This is a genomic window from Micromonospora sp. URMC 103 (genome assembly GCF_051386435.1).
In the GTDB taxonomy this organism is placed as follows: Bacteria; Actinomycetota; Actinomycetes; order Mycobacteriales; family Micromonosporaceae; genus Micromonospora.
The window spans coordinates 258,097-275,847 of sequence record NZ_JBPQTR010000006.1; the positions used below are offsets into that span (position 1 = coordinate 258,097).

The 17,751-nt window shown below is 73.6% G+C and carries 16 protein-coding genes; 10 read left to right on the forward strand and 6 right to left on the reverse strand.

Going from position 1 to position 17,751, the window contains the following annotated elements; all coding sequences use genetic code 11:
* Nucleotides 1-56: 56 nt before the first annotated feature.
* Together ACSNOA_RS27420 and ACSNOA_RS27425 are read right to left on the reverse strand one after the other, a co-directional pair.
* Nucleotides 57-800, reverse strand: coding sequence for a YidC/Oxa1 family membrane protein insertase (locus ACSNOA_RS27420; protein ID WP_436662676.1), 744 nt, complete (start codon nucleotides 798-800; stop codon nucleotides 57-59).
* Between the two features lie 177 nt (nucleotides 801-977).
* Nucleotides 978-1,271 carry a DUF6412 domain-containing protein gene (locus ACSNOA_RS27425; protein WP_436662677.1) on the reverse strand — a complete coding sequence of 98 codons (294 nt, stop codon included), beginning with the start codon at nucleotides 1,269-1,271 and terminating at the stop codon, nucleotides 978-980.
* A 155-nt stretch (nucleotides 1,272-1,426) separates the two neighbouring features.
* Between ACSNOA_RS27425 and ACSNOA_RS27430 the strand changes: the two genes are divergently transcribed.
* From ACSNOA_RS27430 to ACSNOA_RS27445, 4 genes are all read left to right on the forward strand, one after another.
* A complete protein-coding gene (locus tag ACSNOA_RS27430) occupies nucleotides 1,427-2,572 on the forward strand; it encodes a carboxylate-amine ligase (protein WP_436662678.1) in 1,146 nt (381 codons plus the stop codon).
* 12 nt (nucleotides 2,573-2,584) lie between these two features.
* Entirely contained in the window at nucleotides 2,585-3,964 is a 1,380-nt protein-coding gene (locus ACSNOA_RS27435; protein ID WP_436662679.1) for an FAD-dependent oxidoreductase, read from the forward strand.
* A gap of 127 nt (nucleotides 3,965-4,091) precedes the next feature.
* Nucleotides 4,092-5,510 (forward strand): WGR domain-containing protein, encoded by a 1,419-nt coding sequence (locus ACSNOA_RS27440; RefSeq protein ID WP_436662680.1) that lies wholly within the window; start codon nucleotides 4,092-4,094, stop codon nucleotides 5,508-5,510.
* 16 nt (nucleotides 5,511-5,526) lie between these two features.
* A complete protein-coding gene (locus tag ACSNOA_RS27445; protein WP_436662681.1) occupies nucleotides 5,527-6,405 on the forward strand; it encodes an aminoglycoside phosphotransferase family protein in 879 nt (292 codons plus the stop codon).
* Nucleotides 6,406-6,441: 36 nt separating this feature from the next.
* Here ACSNOA_RS27445 and ACSNOA_RS27450 read toward each other — a convergent pair whose 3' ends face one another.
* A complete protein-coding gene (locus tag ACSNOA_RS27450) occupies nucleotides 6,442-7,035 on the reverse strand; it encodes an NADPH-dependent FMN reductase (protein WP_436662682.1) in 594 nt (197 codons plus the stop codon).
* Nucleotides 7,036-7,147: 112 nt separating this feature from the next.
* Between ACSNOA_RS27450 and ACSNOA_RS27455 the strand changes: the two genes are divergently transcribed.
* On the forward strand, nucleotides 7,148-7,987 hold the full coding sequence (locus tag ACSNOA_RS27455) for a helix-turn-helix domain-containing protein (RefSeq protein WP_436662683.1): 840 nt from the start codon (nucleotides 7,148-7,150) through the stop codon (nucleotides 7,985-7,987).
* Here ACSNOA_RS27455 and ACSNOA_RS27460 read toward each other — a convergent pair.
* Nucleotides 7,980-8,816, reverse strand: a complete 837-nt coding sequence (locus ACSNOA_RS27460; protein ID WP_436662684.1) for an Fpg/Nei family DNA glycosylase — start codon at nucleotides 8,814-8,816, stop codon at nucleotides 7,980-7,982. The genes ACSNOA_RS27455 and ACSNOA_RS27460 overlap by 8 nt on opposite strands.
* A 179-nt stretch (nucleotides 8,817-8,995) precedes the next feature.
* On the opposite strand from ACSNOA_RS27460, the gene ACSNOA_RS27465 reads away from it, so the two are divergent.
* The 4 genes from ACSNOA_RS27465 to rocD all read left to right on the forward strand — a co-directional run bounded on the left by ACSNOA_RS27465 (nucleotide 8,996) and on the right by rocD (nucleotide 14,371).
* On the forward strand, nucleotides 8,996-10,894 hold the full coding sequence (locus ACSNOA_RS27465; protein WP_436662685.1) for a lectin: 1,899 nt from the start codon (nucleotides 8,996-8,998) through the stop codon (nucleotides 10,892-10,894).
* Nucleotides 10,895-11,059: 165 nt separating this feature from the next.
* Nucleotides 11,060-11,875, forward strand: coding sequence for a thrombospondin (locus ACSNOA_RS27470; RefSeq protein WP_436662686.1), 816 nt, complete (start codon nucleotides 11,060-11,062; stop codon nucleotides 11,873-11,875).
* Nucleotides 11,876-12,341: 466 nt separating this feature from the next.
* On the forward strand, nucleotides 12,342-13,157 hold the full coding sequence (gene ddaH / locus ACSNOA_RS27475) for a dimethylargininase (protein WP_436663397.1): 816 nt from the start codon (nucleotides 12,342-12,344) through the stop codon (nucleotides 13,155-13,157).
* Nucleotides 13,157-14,371 carry an ornithine--oxo-acid transaminase gene (rocD, locus tag ACSNOA_RS27480; RefSeq protein WP_436663398.1) on the forward strand — a complete coding sequence of 405 codons (1,215 nt, stop codon included), beginning with the start codon at nucleotides 13,157-13,159 and terminating at the stop codon, nucleotides 14,369-14,371. Before ddaH ends, rocD begins: the two co-directional genes overlap by 1 nt.
* A 50-nt stretch (nucleotides 14,372-14,421) precedes the next feature.
* Here the strand turns inward: rocD and ACSNOA_RS27485 are convergent, their stop codons facing one another.
* Nucleotides 14,422-15,570, reverse strand: a complete 1,149-nt coding sequence (locus tag ACSNOA_RS27485; RefSeq protein ID WP_436662687.1) for an FHA domain-containing protein — start codon at nucleotides 15,568-15,570, stop codon at nucleotides 14,422-14,424.
* A 246-nt stretch (nucleotides 15,571-15,816) separates the two neighbouring features.
* On the opposite strand from ACSNOA_RS27485, the gene ACSNOA_RS27490 reads away from it, so the two are divergent.
* On the forward strand, nucleotides 15,817-16,590 hold the full coding sequence (locus ACSNOA_RS27490) for a hypothetical protein (RefSeq protein WP_436662688.1): 774 nt from the start codon (nucleotides 15,817-15,819) through the stop codon (nucleotides 16,588-16,590).
* 46 nt (nucleotides 16,591-16,636) lie between these two features.
* Here the strand turns inward: ACSNOA_RS27490 and ACSNOA_RS27495 are convergent, their stop codons facing one another.
* Nucleotides 16,637-17,686 (reverse strand): fatty acid desaturase family protein, encoded by a 1,050-nt coding sequence (locus tag ACSNOA_RS27495; RefSeq protein WP_436662689.1) that lies wholly within the window; start codon nucleotides 17,684-17,686, stop codon nucleotides 16,637-16,639.
* Nucleotides 17,687-17,751 lie beyond the last annotated feature (65 nt).

Genomic DNA, 17,751 nt, shown 5'->3' on the forward strand with positions numbered 1-17,751 from the left:
CGGGGACGGTCGAGAGAGCGCTCTCTCAGGAGTTGTACGGGCTCTCCGGACAGTTGTCAACGTCGATCGATGGCGGCCTCGGCCGGACCGCTCCCGGGCCGGCGCAGCACGGCCTGCTCCAGGGCCGACCAGGCGGTGGTGGTCACCAGGTAGAGCACCGCGGCCAGCGGCAGCACGAGCGCCGCCAGCACCATCGCGTACGGCAGCAGCGGCAGGAGACGGCCGACCGCGGCGGCGCCGGGGCCCTCGGCCGACGCACCTGCGGGCACCGCGGCGCGGCGCATCCGTCGGGACGACCACCAGGCCAGCGCCGCCAGCGCGGCCAGCAGGACGGCGAACAGCGGCCCCGCCGCCCCGGCGAGCCCGTCACCGAGGTGGTGCCCGAGCGCGACCCCGGCGAGCCGCTCGTCGAGCAGCCCGGTGCCGCCCTCGGCGGTGCTGAACAGCCGGTACGTGACCAGCAGGACGGGCGCCTGGAGCAGCAGCGGGAGGCAGCCGGCCACCGGATTGGCGCCCGCCGACCGGTAGAGCGCCAACAGTTCGCGCTGGAGGCCGGCCGGGTCGTCCGCGTACCGCCGCCGCAGCTCGCGTACCTGCGGCGCGAGCGCCGCGCGCCGTCGTTCCCCGCGGACCTGGGCCACGGTGAGCGGGGAGATCAGCAGCCGGACGGCCACGGTGAAGAGCACGATCGCGGCGGCCGTGGCGGCGCCGCCCGCGATCGGTTCGAGGAGGGTCGTGAGGTGGGCGAGCGCGGCGCCGGCGGCGCCGACCGCGTCGTGCACGGGTGCGAAGGCGAGCATGGGAGATCCCTCGGTCCGATTCCGGATCGTCCCCACCCGGCACGGGGCCGGGTGCGGGACGGACGACAGGCGGAATCGGCCGCGTGGCCGGCGGCTGATGCCGGGGAAACGGGCACGGGGGCGCCCGAGCCGGGGCTGCCGCGCGCCGGCCGGGCGGGTGGCCCGGACCGGTCCGCGCTACGCGGCCGAGGGACGCAGGCCGGGTGCCCGGGGACGCGGCCGCCCGGGCGCGTCCGGGTCGACCTGGCGGGGCACCCGGCGGCGGGAGCGGGCCCGCAGACCGGCGGCCCGCGCCCGGGCGGGCGGCGCGACGCCGACGAGGAGGGCACGCGCCGCGAGGGCGGTGGCGAGCAGCACCGCCGCGCCGAGCGCGGCCCCCGCGAGCAGCCCGGCCGGCCGGTCCGCGAGCAGGGTGAGCTGGGCGAGGGCGTACGCCCACAGCTCCAGCGCGAGCCCGAGACCGATCGGCACGGGACGAGCCTAGGACCCGTTGTCACGCCGGCCGGTGGGACGCGACACGCCGGGCGGCACGCCGATGTGACGTTTTCGGGCATTACCACGCTGGGTAACGCCCCACCATCCGGAGCGGACCGACCGCGGCCGGCAGGAACGGACGGTGATGGGTGATGATGGGCCACCTGGCAGAGGCGCCGGACCGCACGGGCGGGACCGATCTGTTCACGGTGGGTGTCGAGGAGGAGTTCCTGCTCGTCGACCCGCACACCGGCGCCGCGGTGCCCGCCGTCGACCTCGTGATGGAGCAGGTGCCGGCCGAGCTGCGCGGGCAGGTGGAGCGGGAGTTCCAGACCAGCCAGATCGAGATCGGCAGCCCGCCCGGTCTGGAGCTGCGCTCGATCCGGCACTCGCTCGGAGTGCTGCGCGCGGCGCTGGCCGACGCGGCCGAGCGCGCCGGCGTACGGCTGCTCGCCATCGGGACGGGCCCGGTGGACGGCCCCGTCCCACCGGTGGTCGACAAGCCCCGCTTCGACCGCATGATCGAGCGGTTCCGTCTCCTGGTACCCGGCCCGGGCAACAACGGCATGCACGTGCACGTCGGCATCCCCGACCCGGAGACCGGCGTCCAGGTGCTCAACCACGTCCGGCCGTGGCTGCCCACGCTGCACGCCGTGACCACCAACTCCCCGTTCGCCCGCGGCGAGGACACCGGCTACGCGAGCTGGCGCTCGGTGGAGTGGGAACGCTGGCCGTCGGTCGCGCCGACGCCGTACCTGGAGTCGTACGAGCACTACCAGCGCCTGATCCGCCAGCTGATCGCGAGTGGCGTGATGCTCGACGAGGGGATGCTCTACTGGTACGCCCGGTTGTCGGCGAAGTACCCGACGGTCGAGATCCGCATCGGCGACGTCTGCCCGTCGGTGGACGACGCGGTGCTCGTCGCCGCACTCGTACGGGCGATGGTGGCCACCGCGATCGACGAGATCGCCGCCGGGCGGCCGGCCATCCGCACCGACCACCACCTGCTCGTGGGCGCGCACTGGCGGGCCGCGCACGACGGGCTGGAGGGCGACGGGGTCGACGTCACCAACGGCGAGATCAGGCCGGCCTGGCAGTTGCTCGACCGGTTCGTCGAGCGGGTCCGTCCCGCGCTGGAGCGGCACGGTGACTGGGCCGAGGTGAACGATCTGCTGGGCGCGCTGCGCCGGCACGGCACGGGCGCGGCCCGGCAGCGCGCCGTGTTCGCCCGTTCCGGCCAGCTCGCCGACGTGGTGCGGGACGTGGCGCGACAGACCCGCGGGGCGGGCGCGGCGTGACAGGATGACCCCGTGGCGCAACGGCTGATCGTCGTCGGTGGTGACGCCGCCGGCATGGCGGCGGCGTCCCAGGCACGCCGCCGCCGCGACCGGGCCGACCTGGAGATCATCGCCTTCGAGCGGGGGCACTTCACGTCGTACTCGTCGTGCGGCATCCCCTACTGGATCAGCGGGCTGGTGCCCGAGCCGGAGGCGCTGATCGCCCGCGACCCGGAGACGTTCCGCCGCTCGTTCGACATCGACGTCCGGATGCGGCACGAGGTCACGGCGATCGACCTGGACCGCCGCGAGGTGCTGGCCCGGGACCTGGAGGGCGGCGGCGAGGTCCGCGAACACTTCGACGAGCTGGTGTACGCGACCGGCGCGGTGCCGGTCAAACCGCCGTGGGCGCGGACCGACACCCAGGGCGTGTTCGGCATGCAGACGCTCGACGACGGCGCCGCGCTGCGGGACTGGCTGGAGAGCGAGCCGAAGCCACGCCGCGCCGTGGTGGTCGGCGGCGGCTACGTCGGCGTCGAGCTGGCCGAGGCGCTCATCGTGCGGGGCCTCGCCGTCACCCTGGTCGAGCAGGCCGACCAGCCGATGTCCACGGTGGACGGCGACATGGCGGAGCTGGTGGCCGACGCGATGACCGGCCTGGGCATCCACATCCGCACCGGCCTCGGTGTGAGCGGGCTCGAGGAGCGTGACGGCCGGGTCTCCGCCGTCGTGACGGCCGAGGGGCCGATCCCCACCGACGTCGTGGTGCTCGGCCTCGGCGTACGTCCCAACACGGATCTCGCCCGCGGCGCCGGCCTGCCGCTCGGGCCGACCGGCGCGATCCGGGTGGACCGGCGGATGCGGGTGCCCGGCGTGCCCGGCGTGTGGGCGGCCGGCGACTGCGTGGAGTGCCTGCACCGGGTGAGCGGGATGCCGGTGCACGTGCCGCTCGGCACGCACGCCAACAAGCAGGGCCGGGTGGCCGGGATCAACATCGGCGGCGGCTACGCCACGTTCACCGGGGTGATCGGCACCGCGGTCACGAAGGTCTGCGACCTGGAGGTGGGGCGCACCGGCCTGCGGGAGAGGGACGCCGCGGACGCCGGGTTCGAGTTCGTGTCCGTGATCGCCGAGTCGACGAACCGGGCCGGCTACTACCCGGGCGCCCGGCCGATGACCGTCAAGCTGATCGCGGAACGGCCGAGCGGGAGGCTGCTGGGTGCGCAGATCGTCGGCTGGTCCGAGGCCGCAAAGCGGATCGACACGCTCGCCGTGGCGCTCTGGAACGGCATGACGGTGGACGAGATGACCTCGCTCGACCTCGGCTACGCGCCCCCGTACGCGCCGGTCTGGGACCCGGTGCTGATCGCCGCCCGCAAGGCCGTCGACGTGCTGGCGGCGTCCGCCCGCTGACCGCCCGGGCGTCGCGGGTCGCGCCTCGGCCGGCACCGGCCCGGCCGGAGTTGTCGGTGGTGCTGGATAGCGTGATCCCGTTGTCGCACCGGCGATCCGCCGGCCGCCCACCCCCGGAGGCACCCCCATGTCCCAGGAGACGACCTACCTCGAACTGTCCGAAGTGGACGGAGCGCACAAGTTCTACGAGGTGGTGGTCGACGACACCGCCATGACGATCCGCTACGGCCGGATCGGCGACCAGGGCCAGGTGAAGACCACCTCGTACCCCGACAACACCCGCGCACGGGCGGCCGCCGCCAAGAAGATCGGCGAGAAGATCCGCAAGGGGTACGCCCCGGCCGTGCCGGGCGTACGCCAGAAGCGCGCGGTCTCCCGCCGGCAGATCGTGAGCACCCGCTCCACGGCGCGGACCGCCCCGGTGCTCTGGCGCTACCAGTCGGGAGCGCCCGCGTTCGGCATCTTCGTCGACGGGCAGAGCTGCATGGTCGGCAACGAGCACGGCGTGATCACCACGCTCGGCCACGACGCGCGGGTGCTCGGGCAGGTGCGGCTCCCCGACGGCGTGAAGTGCATCGTGGCCGACGACGCCTGGATCTACGCGGGCTGCGACGACGGCAACGTCTACGACCTGTCCGGCAAGGTGCCCCGGGCTGCTTACACCATCGCGCCCGACATCGACATCTACTGGCTGGACATCCACGACGGCGTGCTGGGTGTCTCCGACCGCGAGGGCGGGATCGCGGCCGTCGACCACGAGGACGAGTTCCTCTGGCGTCGACCGGGCCGCGGCCGGTCCGCCTGGATGGTGCGCTGTGACAGCGACGCGCTCTACCACGGCCACTCGCAGGGCGTCACCGGCTACGACTGGCGCACCGGCAAGGAGCTCTGGCACACGCCGACGGGGTCGGTGCTCTTCGGCTGGCAGGAGCGCGACAGCGTGTTCGCCGGCACGGGCAGCCGCGAGGTGGTGCGGCTGCGCAAGGACGGCCGGGCCGAGCGGACCTACCGGTGCGACGCGGCCGTTTTCTCCTGCGCGACCGCCGAGGGCGGCCGGTACGTCTTCGCCGGCGACAGCGCGTCCTCGATCTACTGCTTCGACGCGGCCGGCAACCGGCTCTGGAAGCTCGGCACGGGCTGCGGTTCGGCCTACTCCATGCAATACCACGACGAGCGGCTCTACGTGGTCACCACCGCCGGCTACCTCGCCTGCATCGACGCGAGCGAGCCGGCGATCCGCGCGGCCGAGGCGGGCAGCGTGCCGGACGTGGTCGACGTGAAGGCGCCGCCCCGGGTCCCCGAGCCGGCCGCCTGGTCGACCGTCGAGGTGACCAGCGACGTCGACGGCGGCGTGGTGGTGCAGTGCGTGGAGGAGCGCGGCCGGATGCGCGTCCACGTGCTCTCCCCCGGCTTCCGGCGCGAATGGTCGGTCCAGTTTCCCAAGGGCATCCGTGAGCCGGGGGCGCGTTACCTGGTCACCGAGGTTCGGGAGTCCGGCCGCGGCGGCTTCTACCGCGCGTACGGCGACATCCGCCGGCTGCGCTGACGGAAGGATGGGCCGGATGAGCGGTGAGGTGCGGATTCCCGACGGGCTGGGCTGTGTGCGACGGACGCCCGAGGGGCGGGCGTGGCTCGCCGCGCTGCCGGACCGGCTCGCCGCGTGCGCGGCCCGCTGGTCGCTCCGGATCGGGCCGCCGTTCCCCTACGCCTTCGCCTCCCTGGCGGTGCCGGCGCACCTGCCCGACGGCACCCCCGCCGTCCTCAAGGTCCAGTACCCGGACGCCGAGAGCGAGCACGAGGCCACGGCGCTGGCGCGCTGGGCGGGCGCGGGAGCGGTCCGGCTGCTCGGGCACGACCCGGAGCGCCGGGCCCTGCTGGTCGAGCGCTGCGTGCCCGGTACACCCCTGCACGACCTTCCGGCCGGGGCCGCGCTGGACGCGGTCGTGGCGCTGCTCCCCCGCCTCCTCGTGCCGGCGGGCCCGCCGTTCACGCCCCTCGCCGAGGAGGCCGCCGGCTGGGCCGGCCGGATGCCGGTCACGTGGGAGCGGGCCGGTCGGCCGTACGAGCGGCGGCTGCTGCACGTCGCGCTCGGGCTGATCGCCGACCTGGCACCCAGCCAGGGTGAGCAGGTGCTCGTCGACCAGGACCTGCACGCCGGGAACGTGCTGCGGGCGACCCGGGAGCCGTGGCTCGTCATCGACCCGAAGCCGCTGACGGGTGAGCGGGAGTTCGGCGTGGTGGCGATGGTGCGTGGCGCGGAGCTGGGGCACTCACGGGAGGCCGTCCGATACCGCCTCGACCGGCTCAGCGCCGAGTTGGGCCTCGACCGGGAGCGGGTGCGGGGCTGGACGGTCGTGCAGACGCTGGCCTGGGGCATAGCGGACGGCCGGCCCCTCCCGGGCCACGTCGAGGTGGCCCGCTGGCTGCTCGGCGGACGCTGACCGGCCCCCGGGAGAGCCCGGGGGCCGGCCCGCGGATCAGGCCGGGTACGGGGTCGCGGCCCGTGCCGCACCCAGCGCCGCGGCCCACCACGTGAGCTGGTCCAGCAGTGTCTTGGCGTATCCGGGTGCCCCCGGGTCGAGCGGTCGGCCGTCCTGCCAGGACGTGAAGTAGTTCGGGAAGGCCAGACCGTCCCGGATCGTCACGGCGTGCAGCTCGGTGAGGACGTTCTCCAGGTGGAGGACGGCGTGGCGACCGCCGGCCGCGCCGCCGTAGCTCACGAAGGCGACGGGCTTGGCCGTCCACTCGGTGAAGTGCCAGTCGATGGCCGCCTTCAGGGCGGCCGGATAGCTGTGGTTGTACTCCGGGGTGACCAGGATGAACGCGTCCGCCTCCGCGAGGCGGGCCGCCAGGGGCGCCATCGCCTCGGGGCGCGGGTAGGCGTCGCCCGCGAACTTCGGCGAGACCGCCGGAAGGGTCAGCGGGATCTCGAACTCCGCGAGGTCGACGACGTCGACGTCGAACCCGCCGTGTTCGCGCGCCTGCTCGGCGGTCCAGGACGCGACGACTGGCCCGAACCGGCCCTCGCGGACGCTGCCGACAACGATGACCAACGTGTGCTTCTCCGTCATGCGCTCCACCGTCGGTCAGCGGGACGACGGCAACCAGACCGGGCGCAGGCTGGCCCTCGGGGGGCCACGCTACGGCGTTCAGGACGGCCGACGACCGCCCTAGACTCCCCCCATGAGCACCCCGCTCGGCGACTTCGTCCGCGCCAAGCGCGACAGCATCCAGCCGGAGTCCTTCGGGCTGCCGGACCGTGGCCGGCGCCGCTCCCCCGGGCTGCGGCGCTCCGACCTGGCCGCCCGCGCCGCCATCAGCGTCGAGTACCTCACCCGCATCGAGCAGGGCCGGGACCGGAACCCGTCCTCCGCCGTGCTGATCGCGCTGGCGGACGCGCTGAGCCTGGACGCCACGGAGCGCCAGCACCTGCGCTACCTTGCCAAGATCACCGGCGGTGAGTGCGCCGGTCGCCCGCGGCCGTCACCACCCAGCCGCCACGTCCGCCCCACCGTGCTGGAGACCCTCCGGCTTCTCGAACCCGGGGTCGCGTTCGTCACCAACCGCCTGGGGGACGTGCTCGCCCACACGGGCGGGTTCGAGCTGGTGGTGCGCGGGACCGGGCTGCTCGACAGCGACGAGCCGAACCTCACCCGCTACGTGTTCACCGATCCGCGCGCCCGCACCGCCTTCCCGGACTGGGACCAGGTGGCCGACGAGCAGGCGTTCGACCTCTGGCTCGGGCCGTCCGTCGAGGCGTCCGAGTGGTTCACGGCCGAGCTCGCTCCCGTCGCGGGGCAGGAGTTCACTCGCCGGCTCAACCGTCACCTGCCCCCGCCGTCCGTTCCGCTCCGGCTCGACCACGCCACCGCCGGGGAACTGCGCTGGCACCGGGAGAGGCTGGAGTTGCCGAGCACCGACGCGCAGCAGCTCGTCGTCCTCCTGGCCGCCGACGAGGCGACGACCCGGGCCGTGGAGCGGCTGCGCCACCGGTCCCACGGCCTGCTGCGGGCGATCAGTTGACCCGGCGACCGGCACGGCGTCCGGCGCGCTGGCAGGTGGGACACCAATAGAGGTTGCGGCCGGCCATCTCGCCCCGGCTGACGGGCGTCGCGCAGACGTGGCAGGGCGCACCGGGGCGGCGGTAGACGTACACCTCGCCGCCGTGCCGGTCGACCCGCGGCGCCCGGCCCATCGCCTCGGGCAGGTGCTCGTCGCGGACGGTGTCGATGCGGCCCTGGCGTTCGGCGAGCGTCATGAGCGTCACGAGGTCGGCCCAGAGCCGGTCCCAACCGGCGCGACCGAGTCGCCGGCCGGGCAGTGTCGGCGGCAGGCCGGCCCGGAACAGCGCCTCGGTCACGAAGATCAGCCCGGTGCCGGCCACCACCGACTGGTCGAGCAGGAGCGCGGCCAGCGGCGTGGCGCTGCGGGAGATCCGGGCGTACGCGCGCTCCGGATCCGCGTCGGGGCGCAGCGGGTCCGGCCCGAGGCGCGCCCGCAACGCGTCCACCTCCGGCGGGGTGAGCACCTCGCAGGCGGTGGGGCCGCGCAGGTCGAGCCAGTGCCGGTCGCTGGCGAGCCGGAGCCGCACCTGGCCCACCGGCTCGGGCGGCGCGCCGGTCCCGTCGGTCACCTTGCCGTACAGCCCGAGGTGCACGTGCAGCGTCAGCTCGCCGGCATGGTGGTGCAGCAGGTGCTTGCCGTACGCCTCGGTGGCCTCGAGGACGGTGCCGCTGAGCAGGGCGGCGCCCTCGGCGAACCGCCCCTGCGGGCTGCTGGCGTGCACCTTGTCGCCGGCGAAGAGCGCGGCGTGGCGGGCCGCCAAACGGTGGATGGTGTGTCCCTCTGGCACGAGCGACAAGCGTAGCCGCGCGTGGGCGGCGGTGACGGCGGGCGATCGAGGGCCAATCATTGACTTCTATTACTAAGGAATATTAACTGTACTCACGGATGCCGCAGGTCGGGGCAATCCGGAACATCAGCGCGCGCTTCGCTCGACCACCACCGCCCCCGCTCGGGAGAGGAAGACGCATGCCCACCTCCGCCGTACCCCCGCCACGCCGCCGGCCCGTCGGCGCCGGCCTGCTCGCGCTCGCCACCGCGGCCGCCGCCGCCGCGGTCGCCCTGCCGGCGCCCGCCGTCGCCGCCAACGAGCCCGTGAACGTCTGGCTGACCACCACCTCCGACGCCGGAGGCCGACAGGTCACCCGCGGTCTCCAGCAGCAGTCGCCGGTGGCCTTCGCGGCCACGAGCGGCGCCGCCACGCACACGATCACGGTCAACGAGAACACCCGCTACCAGCAGTTCGAGGGCGGCGGCGCGTCGATCACGGACACCACGGCGTACCTCTTCCGGGGCGGCGCGATCAGCGCGGCCACCCGCGACGAGGTGATGCGCAGGCTCTTCTCCCCCACCGACGGCATCGGGCTGTCGTTCGTGCGCAACCCGATCGGCGCGTCCGACCTGTCCCGGCCCGGCAACGTCTCCCTCGACGACACCTGCTGCGACCTCGGCGACTTCTACACCAACGGCTACGACACCAACGTCCGCCTGCTCACCGCGCAGGCCCGGTCGCTCAACCCCGCCCTGCGGGTCATGGGCGTGCCGTGGAGCGCCCCGGGCTGGATGAAGGACAACGGCCGGATGGACCAGATGGGGTGGCTCAAGTGGGAGTACTACCCGATGTACGCCCAGTACCTGGTCCGGTACGTGCAGACCTACCAGGCCGCCGGCATCCCGGTGAACTACCTCTCGGTGCAGAACGAACCGAACTGCTGTCAGGCCGCCAACCCCACGGCCATGAACTACCCGGGGATGAGCTGGAACGGCTCCGGGCTCGTGGAGTTCACGAAGAACCACCTGTACCCCGCGCTGCGGGCCGCCGGCCTCGGCACGAAGGTGCTCGTGCACGACTGGAACTACGGTGACCATCCCAACTTCGGGGCGGTGCTGCTCGCCGACGCCGGCGTCCGCAACGACCCGCTCTTCGGCGGCATCGCCTGGCACGGCTACTTCGGCGACCCGGCCGTGGGCACCCAGGTCCGCAACCAGTACCCGGCGGTGCGCCAGTTCAGCACCGAGCACTCGGGCGGCACGTGGATCGGCAACCAGCACAACGAGGACCTGGCCGACATCGTCAACTACGCCCGGAACTACAGCGGCAGCCTCGTCAAGTGGAGCCTCGCGGTCAACCAGTTCCACGGCCCGCACAACGGTGGGTGCGACAGTTGCACCGGTCTGGTCACCGTGCAGGAGGGCGGCTCCCGGGCCGGCCAGGTCGACTACACCATCGAGTACTACACGACCGGACACCTCACGAAGTTCGTCCGCCCCGGGGCGTACCGGATCGACTCGACGGCCAACGGGACGGTGCCCAACGTGGCGTACGTGAACCCCGACGGGTCCAAGGCGCTGATCGCGCACAACGGAGGCACCGGCGCCCAGTCGATCAAGGTGGTGTGGGGCGGCCAGTCCTTCACCTACTCGCTGCCCGCCCGGACGACGGCCACCTTCACCTGGTCGGGCACCCAGTCCGGTGGCGGGGGCCGCACCGGGCCGATCGTGGGCCTCGCCGGTCGCTGCCTCGACGTGGCGAACGCGAACAGCGCCGACGGCACCCCCGTCCAGCTCTACGACTGCAACGGCAGCGCCGCGCAGCAGTGGACGCTCGGCGCGGACGGCACCGTACGCGCTCTCGGCAAGTGCCTCGACGTGCGGGACAACGCCACCGCCAACGGCGCGCGGGCACAGATCTGGACCTGCACGGGCGCGGCCAACCAACGCTGGACGGCGACCGCGGCCCGAGACCTCGTCAGCGCGAGCGCCAACAAGTGTCTGGACGTGCTCGACAACAACCCCGCGAACGGCACCCCGGTCCAGCTCTGGACCTGCACCGGCGCGAGCAACCAGAAGTGGACCGTGCCGGCCTGACCGGGCGGCGGAGGACGTGCGGCGAGCCGGCGGCCGGAGGCCGTCGGCTCGCCTCCGACCAGCACCTCGGTGTCGGGAAACGGCCATCTGGGTATTCCGGGGAGGTACCCGTGTGGGGGGTGCCACCCGTTCCACGGCCACCCCGCATCAACCAGGAGGTGTGTTGTGGTCAGAATTCCTTCGCTGTCGCGCCGGTCGGACCCGGCGTCGACGCGGGACGAGAACCCCGACGGCCGCGGAGACGGCCGCGACACGACGGCCGCCCCGGAAGGGGACGGCCCGGCGCCGGCGGGCGCGGTCCCGTCAGATGGCACCGCCCCCGTCCGGGCGACGGTGGCCGACCGGGACGCCGACCGCACGACGTACCGCAGCAGCGCCGCGGCCGACCGCGAGGCGACGTCCGAGCCGGAGCGGCGGGCGGCGGAGCGCGCCGCCGTGGCCCGGGCGGCCACCGCCCGGTCGGCCGAGCCCGCGGCCCGGCCCCACCCGGACCCGGCACTGGAGCGCACCGTCGACGGCGCCACCGTCGACCTGGACCGCGACCGGGCCGTACGCCCCGACGCCGACCGCGACCGCACGGTCGACACCGACCGCGACCGGGTGGTCGACACGGACGCCGACCGGGCCGAGCCGGAGCGGCCGGTGGCACTCGGACCGAAGCCGCGCGCCAGCCTGCTCGCCACCCTCGGCCTGGTGGTCGCCGTCGCCGGCGTCCTCTTCGTGCTGACCGGCACGCTCGCCGGCTACGGCATCGGCCTCGGCGCCCTCGGCGCGGTGCTCGCCGTGCTCGGCCTGATGGCCACCCGTCGACGGCACGTGGCCGGCAAGACCGACGCGCTGCTCGGCATCGGGTTCGGCCTCGCCGCCGTGGTGCTCGGGGTGCTCGCGATGACGGGCCAGTTCGACTGGCCGACGACCGACGGCGACTGGGTGCAGCGGTTCCGGGAGTGGCTCGACTCACAGTTTGTGGACCGGTTCTAGCGGGCACTGTCCCGCTCGCCGGCGGTGCGCCGGCGAAAGCGCCGGTGGTTCACCGGACGAGCCCGACCAGCCTGGTGGTTCACCAGCGGGCGAAACACCCATTCAGGGGCGGCGGTTCGCCGCCCCTGAAGTGTTTCTCCCTCGTGCGCGCGGATCGGACCGCCGCGCCGTCCTGGGAGCCCGTTCCTGCGCGAGCGTGATGCCTCACAGTCATATTTATGCCTCTGAGTCATCGCCTTCGTGGCGATGAGGACTCCCGCGAGATCTCCGGCGACGGCCGCGCCTCGTCGAGCGCGGAGACGCAACGATCCGCTACCCCGCGCCACCTAGACGCAACGAACAGTCGTGTCGCGCAAGTCTCGGCGGTGGATCCTGCTGGCGACGCCGCATAACGTTGAACAACGGCGCCAGCCCGTGGGCCGACGGTGGCCGGGCGCGCCCGACCCCTGGGAGCAGGACAATGACGATGGACGCCATCCGCCAGCGCTTTCTCATGTGCCGGCCGACGTACTTCGCCGTGGACTACGCGATCAACCCGTGGATGGACCCGACCGCCCCGGTCGACACCGACCTGGCCATCCGGCAGTGGGAGCAGCTCCGGCAGGTCTACCTCGACCTCGGACACACCGTCGAGGAGATCGCCCCGCTGCCCGGCCTGCCCGACATGGTCTTCGCCGCCAACGGCGGAACGGTGATCGACGGCAAGGCGATGGCCGTGCAGTTCCGCGACCCGCAGCGCGCCGACGAGGCGCCCGCGTACCGCGCCTGGTTCGAGTCCGCCGGCTTTGAGCTGTACGACCCGAAGCACGTCAACGAGGGCGAGGGCGACATCCTGCTGGTCGGCGACGTGCTGCTCGCGGGCACCGGCTTCCGCACCGCCCACGCCTCCCACGCCCAGCTCCAGGAGGTCTTCGGCTACCCGGTGATCACCATGCAGCTGGTCGACCCGCGTTTCTACCACCTGGACACGGCGCTCACCGTGCTCGACGAGCGGACCGTGGCGTACCTGCCCGAGGCCTTCTCGCCCGGCAGCCAGGCCGCGCTGCGCCGGCTCTTCCCCGACGCGGTGCACGCCACCATGGCCGACGCCGAGGTGCTCGGCCTCAACGCGGTCAGCGACGGCCGGCACGTGGTGCTGCCGGCGCAGGCCACCGACCTGGCCGCCAAGCTGCGCGACCGGGGCTACGAGACCATCGGTGTCGACCTGTCCGAGCTGCGTAGGGCCGGCGGCGGACCGAAGTGCTGCACGTTGCGACTCCGACAGGGAAAGGCAAGCAAGTGATCGTGGACGACATGCTGCGGACGCCGGGGGCCGTCCGGGACGCGGAGCGCTGGACCGCGCACAACTACCACCCGCTTCCGGTGGTGATCTCCTCGGCCGAGGGCGCCTGGCTGACCGACGTGGACGGCCGGCGCTACCTCGACTTCCTGGCCGGCTACTCGGCCCTGAACTTCGGCCACCGGCACCCGCAGCTGATCGCCGCGGCGCACGCCCAGCTCGACCGGCTCACGCTCACGAGCCGCGCGTTCATCCACGACCAGTTCGCCGACTTCTGCCGGGAACTGGCGGAGCTGTGCGGCAAGGACATGGTGCTGCCGATGAACACCGGCGCCGAGGCCGTCGAGACCGGGATCAAGGTCGCTCGCAAGTGGGGCTACCAGGTCAAGGGAGTGCCGGCCGGGCAGGCCAACATCGTTGTCGCCGAGGGCAACTTCCACGGCCGCACCACCACCATCGTGAGCTTCTCCACCGACGAGGACGCCCGCGCCGACTTCGGGCCGTACACGCCCGGGTTCACCGTGGTCCCGTACGGCGACCTCGACGCGCTGACCGCCGCCATCGACGAGAACACCGTGGCCGTGCTGCTCGAGCCGATCCAGGGCGAGCAGGGCGTGGTGGTGCCGCCGGAGGGCTACCTGCCGGGGGTGCGCGCGGTCTGCACCGAGCGCAACGTGCTCTTCGTCGCCGACGAGATCCAGTCCGGTCTGGGCCGGACGGGCGAGACCTTCGCCTGCGCCCACGAGGGCATCACGCCGGACATGTACCTGCTCGGCAAGGCGCTCGGCGGCGGCATCGTCCCGGTCTCCGCGGTCGCGGCGAACGCCGACGTGCTCGGGGTTCTCAAGCCGGGCCAGCACGGCTCGACGTTCGGTGGCAACCCACTGGCCTGCGCGGTGGCCGTCGAGGTGGTCCGGCTGCTGGCCACCGGCGAATTCCAGCGGCGCTCCGCCGAGCTGGGCGCCCGGCTGCACGCGGGCCTGGAGGGCCTGATCGGCAAGGGCCTGCTCGCCGTACGCGGCCGGGGCCTCTGGGCGGGCCTCGACATCGACCCGGCGCTCATGACCGGCCGCGAGGCGTGCGAGCGGCTCGCCGAGCGGGGGGTGCTCGCCAAGGACACCCACGGGTCGACCATCCGCCTCGCGCCGCCGCTGGTGGTCACCGAGGAGGAGATCGACCACGCCGTCGCCCAGCTCGCCGCCGTCCTGGCCGGCTGAGGCCCGTACGCGAGAAGGGGCGGGCCTCGTGCCCGCCCCTTCCCCGTGTGTCAGGGCCGCGGTAGGCGCATCGCCATGGTGGGGGCCTCGGCCATCACGGAGGCCGGGGTGAACGGGGCGCCGGTGGGCAGTTCCTCGGCCCGGCCGACCTGTACCCCCGGGTAGAGCTCCACCATGTCGTTCTCGGCGAGCACCCGGGACTGCTTGGGCGCGAGCGGGACGCGTTCGCCCTCGGCCATCGAGCCGCCCGGGCGGATGCCCGAGCCGTTGGTGCTGACATCCGTCACGATCACCTCGCCGACGCGCAGCTCCAGCCGGAGGTGGTTGCGGCTGATCCAGCGCCGCGCCTCGTCGTTGAGCCACTGCCCGAGCACGATCGCGCCGTCGCCCTCCGGCGCCCGGCCCACGAGCACCGGCTGCTCCTCACTGAGGACGAACCGGCGCCGCACGAGCCCGCCGATCCGCACCGCGAGCACCTCGGTGCGGGGGCGCGGCCCGACGTCACGCAGCCGGGTGCCGTGCCGGGGGCAGGTCGGGACCCCGTTGCGCAGCGTGGGCGGGGCCTGCGCGGCGGGGCTGCGTTGCACCCGCGCCAGATCCGCGAAGGCGCCGCCGCCGCCGCTGCCGAACAGCGCGCAGCCCGCCTCCGGGCACCGCCACTCGCGCGCGAGCAGCTTCGCGCCGACCGGCGAGCGGTCGCCGGCCACCGGCGTGTCACCCCCGCCGACGTGCGCCACGAAGGTCGGGCCGCCCGCGCCGGGCACCGGCGCGAGCACGCGGCCCGGCTGCTCCACGAGCCACGGGAACCGCCCCCGCAGCCCGTCGAGACGGACCCGGGTGAGCACGGGCAACCCGAGCAGGTCGGCGATCTCGAGCATCCGGTCGCCGGGGCTGTCGAGCACCTCGACCAGCCCGTCGTCGGCCCAGCGCCGGACCACCATGCGCTCGTTGGAGGTGAGGTCGGCGTCGGACAGCAGGGCCCGGTGCACCACGGCGTAGACCTGGACGCTGTCCTCCTCGAGTTGGCGGGACAGCGCGTCGATCACCATGCCGAGCCGGAGCAGGCTGGCCGGCCGTCCGCCGTCGATGTCCTGGAAGCGGATCACCTCGGCCAGGTCGACGACGGCGCGGGCCAGGGACGGATCCGTGCAGACCCGGCCCTCGATGGCGTCCAGAACCTTGCTGATCTCGAATCTCATCGGGCACTCCGCACGATCTCGTCGCTCCGACGGGCCAGCCCCTGGTCACGGTGCGGAACCCGGCCGGCCGAAAGCACGTCTGCCATGGGGTGACCCTACCGGGCCGGTGGCGACCGGCGTTCCGGTGGCGCGCCCGGCACCGCCGCATCGACATGTGCCAGTGGCCGGGTTTCGTTAGGCTGGCCAGCGGCCCGGCCGGATCGACCGGCGTTGTCACCGGCCCAACCAACACGAGGAGTTACCCACATGAAAACTCGACGGCTGGCGACCACGGGGGTCGCACTCGTCGCAGCACTCGGACTCGGCCTGGCCGGTTGCGGCAACGAGACGGGAGCGGACGACCCAGCCGCCGGTGGCAGCGCCAGCGCGGCGCCCGCCAGCAGCGCCCCGGCGGACGCGCTCGGCAAGCTCACCGCCGCCGCGCAGAAGCTCAACGAACAGAGCGTACGGACGAAGATCGAGTCGTCGATCCTCAGCGGCGGTGGGGTGATGGACCCGACCAAGCGGACCGGTGACATGGAGATGAGCCTGGGCCCGCAGGGCAAGATCCGGGCGCTGATCGTCGGCGACGACGCCTACCTGAAGGTCACCGGCATGACCGGGCTGCCCGACAAGTGGCTGCACATGGACGCCACCAAGCTCGGCCAGAACGGCCAGCTCAACCTCATGCCGGAGGGCGACCCGGGCGGCGCCAACAAGATGATCCAGAGCGTGGTGAAGGTCGAGGAGACCGGCTCCGGCAGCTTCTCCGGCACGATGGACTACACGAAGAGCGTGCCGAACGACAAGGACATCGCCGCGCTCGGCGACAAGGCCAAGGCCGTGCCGTTCACCGCGAAGGTGGACGGTGAGGGCCGGCTCACCGAGTTCGCCGTCGACACCAGCGTGCTCGACGCGTCCCTCGGCAAGATGACCACCACCTACTCCGACTTCGGCACCGCGGTCAACGTCAGCAAGCCGCCGGCGGCGGAGACCCAGGAGGCCCCGGAGGAGCTCATCAAGGCCTTCGGCGGCAACTGACCGCAGCGGGGGCGGCGCCGTGCGGCGCCGCCCCCGTCCGCGGGTCTCACCCGCGCAGCGGGCGCCCCACCTCGTGCAGGTGGGCCAGCGCCTGCCGGTACGACTCCACGAGGCCGGTCTCCACGTACGGGATGCCGCGCTCGGCGCAGTAGGCCCGCACGATCGGCTGGGCGCGGCGCAGGTTGGCCCGCGGCATGTTCGGGAACAGGTGGTGCTCGACCTGGTAGTTCAGCCCGCCCAGCGCCAGGTCGATGACCCGGCCGCCCCGCACGTTCCGCGAGGTGATGACCTGCTTGCGCAGGAAGTCCAGCTCGTCGTCGGCCGTCGGCATGGGCATGCCCTTGTGGTTCGGCGCGAACGCGCAGCCCATGTAGAGCCCCCAGAGTCCCTGGTGGACGGCGGCGACGAGCAGGGCCTTCCCGGGCGACATGGCCAGCAGCAGGGCGCCCAGGTAGCCGGCGGTGTGCACGGCGAGCAGCAGCCCCTCCACCGCGCGGTGCCGCATCGGGGTGCCGAACCGGCCGTCCGGCCCCCGCCCGACGACCGCCCGGATGCTCGACACGTGCAGGTTCAGCCCCTCGAGCAGCAGCATCGGGAAGAACAGGTACGCCTGCCGCCGGGCCAGCCAGCGGCCCAGACCCCGGGTGCCGATCGCCTGCTCGTACGACCAGACGAGCGCGCCCGCGCCGACGTCCGGGTCCTCGTCCTCGTGGTTCGGGTTGGCGTGGTGGCGGTTGTGCTTGTCCACCCACCAGCCATAGCTGAGCCCGACCGCCAGGTTGCCGCAGAGGAGGCCGACCGTCTCGCTCGGGCCGCGCCGGCGGAACATCTGCCGGTGTCCCGCGTCGTGGCCGAGGAACGCCACCTGGGTGGTGACGACCGCCAGCCCGACCGCGATCAGCAGCTGCCACCACGAGTCGCCGACCAGGAACACGGCCACCCAGCCGGCCGCGAAGGCGCCCAGGGTGAGCGCGATCCGGGCCGCGTACCGGGCCGGTCGCCGCTCCAGCAGCCCCGCCCCGCTGATCCGTCGGGACAACTGTGCGTAGTCACTCCCCCGCCGTACCGGCGGATCCGCCACCGCTGCCAGCACCATCGTCGCTCCCGTTCTTCGACGTCGGGCCGGCCGTACGGCTCGACCCTCCACATCGAGTCTCCGGC